This is a genomic window from Bacillus sp. IS1 (assembly GCF_032461585.1).
In the GTDB taxonomy this organism is placed as follows: Bacteria; Bacillota; Bacilli; order Bacillales; family Bacillaceae; genus Bacillus; species Bacillus velezensis.
In genome coordinates, this window is record NZ_JAWCWR010000004.1 from 46,557 (window position 1) to 57,171 (window position 10,615).

General features: G+C 46.0%; 11 protein-coding genes and 2 riboswitches. All 11 genes read left to right on the forward strand.

The features are described from left to right. The first annotated feature begins 18 nt into the window (after nt 1-18). The 11 genes from RUW00_RS15605 (at nt 19) to purB (ending at nt 10,596) form a co-directional block, all read left to right on the forward strand. Nucleotides 19-1,251 carry an MDR family MFS transporter gene (locus tag RUW00_RS15605; protein WP_280144911.1) on the forward strand — a complete coding sequence of 411 codons (1,233 nt, stop codon included), beginning with the start codon at nt 19-21 and terminating at the stop codon, nt 1,249-1,251. A 317-nt stretch (nt 1,252-1,568) separates the two neighbouring features. Further along, complete coding sequence (locus RUW00_RS15610; RefSeq protein WP_021495186.1) at nt 1,569-2,102, forward strand: sigma-70 family RNA polymerase sigma factor; 534 nt, start codon at nt 1,569-1,571, stop codon at nt 2,100-2,102. Next, the gene (locus RUW00_RS15615) at nt 2,084-3,526 is read left to right on the forward strand and encodes a DUF4179 domain-containing protein (RefSeq protein WP_280144912.1); all 1,443 of its coding nucleotides are present in this window, start codon (nt 2,084-2,086) and stop codon (nt 3,524-3,526) included. Before RUW00_RS15610 ends, RUW00_RS15615 begins: the two co-directional genes overlap by 19 nt. Before the next feature lie 123 nt (nt 3,527-3,649). Then, nucleotides 3,650-3,751, forward strand: a riboswitch (purine riboswitch). Nucleotides 3,752-3,882: 131 nt separating this feature from the next. Then, nucleotides 3,883-5,205 carry an NCS2 family permease gene (locus RUW00_RS15620; protein ID WP_007408891.1) on the forward strand — a complete coding sequence of 441 codons (1,323 nt, stop codon included), beginning with the start codon at nt 3,883-3,885 and terminating at the stop codon, nt 5,203-5,205. Between the two features lie 197 nt (nt 5,206-5,402). Then, nucleotides 5,403-6,185, forward strand: coding sequence for a hypothetical protein (locus tag RUW00_RS15625; protein ID WP_021495184.1), 783 nt, complete (start codon nt 5,403-5,405; stop codon nt 6,183-6,185). Between the two features lie 138 nt (nt 6,186-6,323). Continuing rightward, nucleotides 6,324-6,497: a Fur-regulated basic protein FbpA gene (locus RUW00_RS15630; protein ID WP_076983410.1), complete on the forward strand. Its 174-nt coding sequence runs from the start codon at nt 6,324-6,326 to the stop codon at nt 6,495-6,497. 122 nt (nt 6,498-6,619) lie between these two features. Further along, nucleotides 6,620-7,174, forward strand: coding sequence for a DUF2179 domain-containing protein (locus tag RUW00_RS15635; protein ID WP_014469850.1), 555 nt, complete (start codon nt 6,620-6,622; stop codon nt 7,172-7,174). Beyond that, nucleotides 7,171-7,368, forward strand: a complete 198-nt coding sequence (locus RUW00_RS15640; RefSeq protein WP_007609843.1) for an NETI motif-containing protein — start codon at nt 7,171-7,173, stop codon at nt 7,366-7,368. Before RUW00_RS15635 ends, RUW00_RS15640 begins: the two co-directional genes overlap by 4 nt. Before the next feature lie 78 nt (nt 7,369-7,446). Beyond that, nucleotides 7,447-7,548, forward strand: a riboswitch (purine riboswitch). 132 nt (nt 7,549-7,680) lie between these two features. Beyond that, nucleotides 7,681-8,169 carry a 5-(carboxyamino)imidazole ribonucleotide mutase gene (purE, locus tag RUW00_RS15645; protein WP_007609846.1) on the forward strand — a complete coding sequence of 163 codons (489 nt, stop codon included), beginning with the start codon at nt 7,681-7,683 and terminating at the stop codon, nt 8,167-8,169. Then, a complete protein-coding gene (purK, locus tag RUW00_RS15650) occupies nt 8,123-9,304 on the forward strand; it encodes a 5-(carboxyamino)imidazole ribonucleotide synthase (RefSeq protein ID WP_022552700.1) in 1,182 nt (393 codons plus the stop codon). Before purE ends, purK begins: the two co-directional genes overlap by 47 nt. Beyond that, nucleotides 9,304-10,596 (forward strand): adenylosuccinate lyase, encoded by a 1,293-nt coding sequence (gene purB, locus RUW00_RS15655; RefSeq protein ID WP_014417100.1) that lies wholly within the window; start codon nt 9,304-9,306, stop codon nt 10,594-10,596. The genes purK and purB overlap by 1 nt, the downstream gene beginning before the upstream one ends. Nucleotides 10,597-10,615: the final 19 nt, after the last annotated feature.

A 10,615-nucleotide genomic window follows, 5' to 3' on the forward strand; every position in this document is an offset into this window, starting at 1 on the left:
GTTTAGGCAGGTGGTTTTTTGAAAGGCATACGATTAAGAATTCACCCTGTGGGCTGGAATATCATTTTAGGCACCTTGTTTAGCAGAATGTCAGTCTCGATGAGCATTCCCTTCCTTTCTATTTACCTAACACAAGTAAAAGGTGTTTCTCCTGCTTTAACCGGCATCATTGTTTCAATAAGTTCGCTGGCTGGGATTGTAATGAGCTTTTACGGAGGGTATTTGTCTGATCTTTTTGGCAGGAAAATTGTGATGATAACGTCTGTATTTTGTTGGGCGCTTGTTTTTGTAAGTTTTATGTTTGCAGATAGTGTACTCGCATTTTTTGTCATCAATGCGCTTAACGGGCTGTGTCAATCTATCTTTGAACCGGCGTCAAGAGCATTATTATCCGATATAAGCAAAGAAGAAAATCGTTTGAAGATGTTTAATTTGCGGTATACTGCGATCAATATCGGCGTAGTTTTCGGTCCTCTTTTAGGCCTTAGATTGGGAGCTGCCAAGACGGCTCTCCCATTTCTGTTCGCAGGTTTTACATATTTTCTTTATGGTCTATCTCTCGTATTTTCATTCCGAAAATTTAAATTAGACGAGAACAATCGAAAAGAAAATAAAACGACTATTGCTACGGCTTTTAATGTGACAAGGAAAGACAAGGTTTTTCTTATCACATTACTTGGAGTGATATTATCAATATCCGGATATGCGCACTTTTCTACAACATTGCCCCAATATTTTGCCGCCAAAATAGAGGACGGGGTGACCATATTTTCATGGCTTTTAGCTTTGAATGCCATTGTCGTCTTAATCGTTCAATACCCTATTGTGAATATCATGAAAAAGTTCCCGCCGATTCATTCAATCATTCTGGGAAATGCTTTAATTAGTTTCAGTTTATTATTTTTTTCGCTATCTTCCAACCCATTCATATGGGGCTCTATCGTCGTGTTTTTCACAATAGGGGAAGTTTTGATTTTTTCGATGGTTGATATGCTGGTGGATGAAATTGCAAAACCAGGCTTCAAAGGGACATACTTTGGAGCAGCAGGCTTTAACCGTTTAGGAAATGTAATCGGTCCTTGGCTGGGAGGGATTCTTCTTTCCTTTTTTGGTGTAAACGGGTCCTTCTATATGTTTTTGATCATTTTTATAACGACAGCCTCGGGAATTCCGGTTTTATTTTTGGCAAAAAAACATCTTGATAAGAGCGGACATTCAAAAGTTGATGTAACAGAATCTCATAGGAGTTAAATGTTTTAACACAATGAAGAATTAATGGCAAAGTCTTTGAACCTCAAAGGTTTAAAGGCTTTTTTCTTTTCAGCAGCGCCCCATCAGAATGGGAAACAAGAGTGTTTATATTTTTGGGGAGAGGAATACAGACTGAACGGCGAACAAAGAAGGTATTAATCTAAGGGACTGACCCCATAAGATGAGACAAACAAAAAACACCTTCAAGTTTGAAAACGGATCGTTGTTATCCGAAATTAGACTTTGAGGCGTTTTTTTTCATCTTTTTGAAACCGTTTTGACTTGATTCATATCTAACAGCATAGGAGGTGGATAAGGTGAAGGAAGAACGATTGATCAAAAAGGCGAAAAAAGGTGATGCCGCAGCCTTTGAAAAACTGATCACAGCACACCAGGATACTTTATACAAAACAGCTTATCTCTATTTGCATCACAAGGAAGATACGCTGGACGCTGTTCAGGAAACGGCTTACAAGGCTTTTCTTCATATCGCGCAGCTGAAGGAGCCGAAATATTTTAAAACGTGGCTGATCCGGATTTTGCTTCATACGATTTTTGCGATGAGGAAAAAGCACGGAGACGTCATCCCGTTTGAGCCGCAGCATGATACGCGCGCGGAGAATAAGAACATTGAAGAATACATAGATCTTCGGAATGCCTTGGAAACGCTTGACGAACATATACAGCTGACCATTCAGCTTTATTATTTTCAAGATTTCTCGATTGCTATGATCGCTGAACAGACCGGTATGGCGGAAGGCACTGTAAAAACGCATCTGCACAGGGCGAGAAAAGCATTGAAGCAGGAGCTGGAAAAGGAGGATAAACATATATGGAAAAGCATCAAATGAAGCAATTGTATCAGGACATTGACGTGCCGAAAGCTGAATTGAAAAATGTGATACACAGCGCCGCTGTCCGTGCCGGAAAAGAAGGCGCTGTCAGACGGAGATGGGGACGAAAAGTGATAAACGGACTCGCGGTTGCTGCTGCTTTGTTTATTCTGTATTTGTCCTCAGGCTTATTCATGCCCTCCGTTAATACGGCTATGGGAAACATTCCTGTTGCCGGACAAATTTACAGTCTGTTTCAGGATAAGGCAGGTTCTGCGCTGTTTAAAAGCAATTTGGTGACAAAACTGAATGAGAAAGCGGAATCACGCGGAATTACGGTGACAGTGAAAAGTGTGTATTACGACAGCGGACAGCTCGTTTACAATTTTACCGTTGACAATTTGAAATCAGATGAGGAGAGCATCTCTTTTCAAGTTGATTATAAAGATCCATGGAATATGTTAGCAGAGGATCATGACAACAGTGATATGAAAAAAATGAAAGACGGACGGTACGCGGGGCAGCTTCGCCTGTTCACGGACGGCTCAAAGCTGAAAGACGGTGATAAGCTTCCGCTTGTCATTACAAAAATCAAGGACATCCCGGGAAACTGGCGCTTTACACTCCCTATTAAAAAACAAAAGTCCGTTTCTCTTGAAGGAACGAAAGCTGTGAATGTAAATCACGGATTATACCGCTTTTTCGATATCCGGGCGGAAAACGGAACGACGGGATCGGCTCTCCTGTATTCTATCGACTTCTATGATGCAGCCAAAAATGATGCCATCTCGATTTACGAGGCAACGGATGATGCCGGAAACCATTATGAAATGACGGCGTCGAATATTGAACTTGGCGGCAGAAAGAATCTTCCGGGCGGCGGGAAAAGAATACGCGGCCAAACTCAATTCAGCAAACCGATAGACCCGAAAGCGAAAACACTTTTCATAACGGGCGATATAAAAACAGAATCAGAGCCGGGAGAAATCGTGCCTCTGAAAACAAAACTGCCCGTCAGTTATAAAACGAAACATCATCATGTCGGCATCACCATCAAAAAGATCAAACAGCAAGGCAGACGGGTGATCGTCGATTATCAATTCACAGGAATTAATTACAGCAAAGCGGATGAAGATCAGCTGATCAATGTCGGTGAGTCAATCGGTCTCGGCAATACGAAAAAAATGAAAACCTGGCCATCGCTTAATGAGTATGAAAAAGGCTATTATCTGAAAGGAAATAAGGCGAAAGTCACGAACCTTAAAACGGGTGAAATGGAATCCGTTTTTGAATTGGATGATTCATCCAATAAAGACTATTCGTTGCGCGATTTCTCATTCGATTCATACGCTTTGTACGTCAATCAAACGGTTATGAACTTGCTGGCGGATGATAAGGGGATCACATTCGCGGTGCCGGTTCGGCCTGCGGACGGAAAATGATGTCGGGAAGGCGGCTTTTGCCGTCTTCCATTTTTGGTCAATTAACGAATAAACCAAATTTTTTTAACGGAATTGTTCGTTTTTTTTATTGAGTTTTCAAAATTGAATTGATACAATAGACTCAGAAATCAAATATGCAGATATCGTATAATGGCGGGGATATGGCCCGCAAGTTTCTACCAAGCTACCGTAAATGGCTTGACTACGGATCAATCTCAATCGTTTGATATAAATAATCCATTCTTATTTATTCAGACTGAACGTATGTAGTCAAGCGTCCCAAATGTATTTGGGGCGTTTTTTATTTGGCGGATAACGGGCAGAATAAATGGGAGAGAATGAAGGAGGCAATTGGCTTGAAGCAATTTTTTCAGTTTGATGAGCTGGGGACAAGCTATCGTAATGAAATCATCGGCGGTTTAACGACCTTTTTGTCAATGGCGTACATTCTGTTCGTCAATCCGCTGACATTGTCTTTAAACGGTGTGAAGGGATTTCCGGAAGCATTAAAAATTGATCAGGGCGCGGTGTTCACCGCTACAGCCTTGGCGTCTGCGGCCGGCTGTATTTTAATGGGGCTCATTGCAAAGTATCCGATCGCGATTGCGCCGGGTATGGGATTAAATGCGTTTTTTGCTTTCTCTGTCGTCCTCGGCATGGGGATTTCATGGCAGGCTGCGCTTTCCGGCGTCTTGATTTCCGGAATTATCTTCGTGGCGCTTTCGCTGACGGGACTGCGGGAAAAAATCATTAATGCGATTCCGCCTGAGCTGAAATTGGCGGTCGGCGCGGGTATCGGTTTGTTTATCACATTTGTCGGTTTGCAGGGTTCGGGCATTATTGAAGCGAACTCATCGACTCTGGTGTCTATCGGCAATATTCACAGCGGCCCTGTGCTGCTGACGGTTTTCGGTGTTATTGTGACTGTCATTCTGATGGTGCTTCGCGTAAACGGCGGCGTATTTATCGGAATGCTTCTGACGGCGGTTGCCGGCATGGTCTGCGGACTGATTCCGGTTCCGACGCACATTGTCGGCAGCGTGCCGAGTCTTGCGCCGACTTTCGGACAGGCGTGGATGCACCTTCCGGATATCTTCTCCGTACAAATGCTGATTGTCATTTTAACTTTCTTGTTCGTCGGGTTTTTCGATACGGCCGGAACGCTGGTGGCTGTAGCGACACAGGCCGGGCTGATGAAGGAAAACAAACTTCCGCGTGCGGGAAGAGCGCTTCTGGCAGATTCGACATCAATCGTTATCGGAGCCGTACTCGGTACGTCTACAACGACTTCTTATGTTGAATCCAGCTCAGGCGTTGCGGCGGGGGCGCGCTCCGGCTTCGCGGCTGTTGTCACGGGCATTCTCTTTTTGCTGGCGATGTTTTTCTCGCCGCTTCTGTCAGTCGTCACCACGAATGTGACGGCTCCGGCTTTAATTATTGTCGGCGCGCTGATGGTGGCGCCGCTCGGTAAGATCGCCTGGGATAAATTCGAGGTGGCTGTGCCGGCATTCTTAACGATGATTATGATGCCGCTGACGTACAGCATTGCGACGGGGATTGCGATCGGTTTTATATTCTACCCGATTACAATGATCTGCAAAGGAAAAGGAAAAAGCGTTCACCCGATTATGTACGGGCTGTTCGTCATCTTTATCCTGTATTTCATCTTCTTGAAATAACGGAAAAACCGGCTGAGTTAAGCCGGTTTTTTGTTTTTGTCCTATTCCGTAAAACCAATACATACTATAAAACGTCATGTGGGTGTCCGGGTGAAGAAAACCGCTTGACTGTTTAAGGACGCTTCGGTACCTTATATAAGTGTTTTATTTTCTTGTTTAACAAATTCCGCCGTATTTTTTTGATAGGAGTTGCTGACATGACGGAAGAAAGAAAAGAAACGTTGGAAGAAGAAAAACAGCATCAGGGGACTGATGAAGAACCGCTGTCGAGAATGTCCAGAAATGCGGGACGTTATCAAAAGCAAAAGAAAAAAGTAAAGGAACGGCGCCCGGCTCCGGCTTTTACGGAAAAACTCGCTTCTGCATGGGCCGCGGCCAAACGTTATTGCCGTTTCGCGCTGCGCATTTTGACATCACCGGTGAAGGTCGTTGGGGAAGACGGCTTTTCCCGCTTTAAATATGCTCTTATTTCAATGCTTGTATTCAGTATCTTTTTCTCAATCGGAAATTGGTTTCAGCTGAGGGCAAGCCAGCAAAGGCCTCTCGGATACGGGGAGCGGCATCATACGTTTTTTGACGGCTTTACTGTCGTTCTCGTGTATACGCTCGTCTTTTTTGCCGCTGCGGCCGGCGCGGTCTGGCTTGTATCACGTTATATGATGAAACAGAAAATTACGATGCGGGATGCGGCCGCGGGGGTCGGATCGCTTTTGGTTCCGGCTGTCGCCTGCTCTATCGTGTGGATGATTTTCGCGATATTGAATCTGCCGGTCGTCACCGTGGTGTTTACGGCGCTGACCTTGTTTCTGGCCGCCTCGGCGATGGTGCAGTTTGTGCAGATTCTATACAAATCGGCTGAAAAGCCTGCGGCTGACGTGATGTACTGTATTTCCGCGGCGGTCATCATCATGCTCGTTTTTACGGCTGTGACATGGCCGCTCATTTCAGAGTACTTTACTGCTTCGCTGATCCCTTTATAAGTCGAAATTTGTCTTTCACAATGTTTACAAATTTTTCTAATAAAGCGTATTGTTTTGAGGACCCGGCCGAGATATGATGAGAGCAACAGCAATTCGAAAGCGGCACTACTCTTTATGATTCGGAAAGGGATGATGAAGATGGCCCCGTTGTTGCGAGAAGCCATTAATCGGAAAAAACAGCACCTGAGGACAAAGCTGATCCGCTCAGGGTTTTATCAAGACCATGTTCAGGAACTGTCCGGGTACACGCTGAGTGAACTTGAGAAGGAATATGAAGCCGTCAAACGATTGAAAAAAGCCGGGCTTCACTGATAAGAGCTTAACAGTCTGCCTTGCGGGGCGGGCTTTTTTTTCTTTTGAAAATGATGAAAAGAGGGTAAACTATCCTTAATTGAAGGATTGATGCTTTTCAAAGTATCAGAGGAGGGGAATCAGTGATGCAGACGATTTTATCCAACAGTATAGGTATGGTTCTCATTATTCTCATCATTAACATTATATATGTCTCTTTCTTTACGATCAGGATGATTCTGACATTAAAGGGGCAGCGCTATTTCGCCGCAGGCATCAGTACGATTGAAATCCTTGTGTATGTGACCGGCCTGAGTCTCGTGCTCGGCAATCTGAATCAAATTCAAAACGTCATTGCCTATGCGCTCGGCTACGGCCTCGGCGTCATAGTGGGAATGAAAATTGAAGAGAAACTGGCGCTCGGCTATATTACAGTCAACGTCATTACGAAGGAGCTCGATCTGGACCTGCCGAAACAGCTCCGGGAAAAAGGATACGGGGTTACAAGCTGGGTTGCGGGCGGACTTGAAGGAGACCGGACCGCCATGCAGATTCTGACGCCGCGCAAATATGAGCTTCAGCTTTATGATACGATTAAAACGCTTGATGAAAAAGCGTTTATTATCGCCTTTGAGCCGAAAACGATCCACGGCGGATTCTGGGTGAAAGCAGTGAAGAAGAGGAGAATTAAGGAATGACAAAGCCAAAAAAGAAACGGTTTGAAGTAACGGAAGATGAAACGATTGACACCATTCTCACTTTAATGAAGGAAGAGGGTTATATGCCCGTCCGGCGGATGGAAGAGCCGATCTTTACAGAAAAGAAAGAAAATGGATCAATTCAAGTCGTTCCTTGCGGGAAAAAAATCGTATTTGAAGGGAAATTGATCTAAACACGAACATTAAAAGAAAGAATTTTTATATCGTTCGATAATGTCGTTGACATTATCCAAGTCCGTTGTTAAGATAAACATGAAATCAAAACACGACCTCATATAATCTTGGGAATATGGCCCATAAGTTTCTACCCGGCTGCCGTAAACGGCCGGACTATGCAGGAAAGTGATAAACAGCTGACATGGATATCGCAGAAGCGAACGACTGACGATACGCGCGCCATGCCCGGTTTGTATTGCTTCCTCATAGTTGCAATATAAGCCGGGCTTTTTTTTCTGAAAAACAAAGCATGAGAAGGTGGGAACAGAATGCAGCCGCTAGCAGGAATCATCATGGGAAGCACCTCCGATTGGGAGACAATGAAACATGCATGCGACATACTTGACGAACTTCACATTCCTTATGAAAAACAGGTGGTATCCGCGCACCGGACGCCTGATTTGATGTTTGAATATGCAGAAAGCGCCAGAGACAGGGGCTTAAAAGTCATTATTGCCGGAGCCGGGGGAGCGGCGCATCTGCCGGGAATGACGGCGGCCAAAACGACGCTGCCGGTGATCGGCGTACCGGTTCAGACGAAATCGCTTAACGGGCTTGATTCTCTTCTGTCTATCGTACAGATGCCCGGCGGCGTGCCGGTCGCGACGACGGCGATCGGAAAAGCGGGCGCAGTGAACGCGGGTCTGTTAGCCGCGCAAATTTTGTCGGCATTTGACGATGACATTGCGGATAAACTAGAGGCGAGAAGAAATGCGACAAAACAAACGGTGCTGGAAAGCAGTGATCAGCTTGTCTGATAAAAAAACGATTTTTCCCGGCGCCGTCATCGGCATTATCGGAGGCGGACAGCTCGGAAAAATGATGGCTGTCGCCGCAAAACAGATGGGCTATAAAGTCGCTGTCGTCGATCCCGTGAAAGACTCGCCATGCGGACAGATCGCCGATATTGAGATTACCGCCCAGTACAATGACCGTGAAGCGATTCAAAAATTGGCCGGAGTCAGTGACATCATTACGTACGAATTTGAAAATATCGATTACGAGGCGCTCAACTGGCTCAAAGAACATGCATATCTTCCTCAAGGAAGCGAGCTGCTGCTCATCACCCAAAACAGGGAAACGGAAAAAAAGGCGATCCAGTCAGCAGGCTGTCAAGTCGCTCCTTATCGGATCGTAAACAGCGGACGGGAGCTTGAGGAAGCCGTTCAGGCACTGGGGCTCCCGGCGGTGCTGAAAACATGCCGCGGTGGATATGACGGCAAAGGCCAATTTGTCATTAAGGAAGAAGGACAGACAGATGAAGCGGCTGCGCTGTTAGAAAACGGCACGTGCATACTTGAAAGCTGGGTATCGTTCCGGATGGAGCTTTCCGTTATCGTGACGAGATCGGTGCACGGTGAGATTTCAACCTTTCCGGCTGCTGAAAATATCCACAAAAATAATATTCTGTTCCAAAGCATCGTACCCGCGAGAGCGGAGGAAACGGTTCAGAAGCGGGCAGAGGCGCTTGCCGTTCAGCTCGCGGAGAAATTGGAGCTTGTCGGGCCGCTTGCGGTGGAAATGTTCGTCACGGAAGACGGAGACCTTTTGATTAATGAACTGGCGCCGCGTCCTCACAATTCAGGGCATTATACGCTCGACCTTTGTGAAACGAGCCAATTCGAACAGCACATCAGAGCGGTCTGCGGACTTCCTCTCGGCAGAACCGATCTTCTCAAACCGGGAATGATGGTGAATCTGCTCGGTGATGAAGTGAAGCTTGCGGAGGAGCATACGGAGCTTTTAAAGGAAGCCAAACTGTACCTGTACGGAAAACATGAGATTAAAAAAGGCCGCAAAATGGGGCATATGACATTTTTGCGGAAGCCTGATGAAACATGGATTCAGGACATCACGAACATATGGATGAATAGAGACGGAGGACGAGCATAATGATCGAACGTTATTCAAGACCTGAAATGTCCGCGATCTGGACGGACGAAAACAGATACCAGGCATGGCTGGAAGTCGAGATTTTAGCCTGTGAAGCCTGGGCTGAGCTTGGCGTCATTCCGAAAGAAGACGTCAAGGTCATGCGCGAAAACGCGTCTTTCGACATCAACCGCATTTTGGAAATCGAGCAGGATACGCGCCATGACGTCGTGGCATTCACCCGCGCGGTTTCAGAATCATTAGGCGAAGAAAGAAAATGGGTTCACTACGGCCTGACGTCAACAGATGTCGTGGATACCGCTCTTTCCTATCTATTAAAACAGGCGAATGAGATCTTGCTCAAGGACATTGAGAGATTTGTTGACATTATAAAAGAAAAAGCGAAAGAACATAAATACACGGTCATGATGGGCCGCACGCACGGCGTACACGCGGAACCGACGACATTCGGCCTGAAGCTCGCGCTTTGGCACGAAGAAATGAAACGCAACCTTGAACGTTTCAAGCAGGCAAAAGAAGGGATCGAGGTCGGGAAGCTTTCCGGCGCGGTCGGCACATATGCGAATATTGATCCGTTCGTAGAGCAGTATGTCTGTGAAAAACTCGGCCTGAAAGCGGCGCCGATTTCCACTCAGACATTACAGCGCGACCGTCATGCGGATTACATGGCGGCACTGGCTTTGATCGCGACGAGCATTGAAAAATTCGCAGTGGAAATCCGCGGTCTGCAAAAGAGTGAAACACGTGAAGTGGAAGAGTTTTTTGCTAAAGGACAAAAAGGTTCATCGGCTATGCCTCATAAACGGAATCCGATCGGGTCGGAAAATATGACGGGCATGGCGCGCGTGATCCGCGGGTACATGCTGACGGCATACGAAAATGTTCCGTTATGGCATGAGCGTGATATTTCTCATTCATCAGCTGAACGCATCATTCTTCCTGACGCGACAATCGCGCTGAATTACATGCTGAACCGATTCAGCAATATCGTCAAAAACTTAACGGTATTCCCGGAAAATATGAAACGCAACATGGACCGCACACTCGGTTTAATCTACTCTCAGCGCGTGCTGCTCGCTTTAATCGACACGGGTCTGCCTCGTGAAGAAGCATATGACACGGTTCAGCCGAAAGCGATGGAAGCGTGGGAAAAACAAGTGCCGTTCCGCCAGCTTGTCGAAGCGGAGGAAAAAATCACGTCCCGTCTCACACCGGAACAGATTGCCGATTGCTTTGACTACAATTATCATCTGAAAAACGTCGACTTGATCTTTGATCGTTTAGGTTTATAGAAGAAGCCAGCCGGAGGCG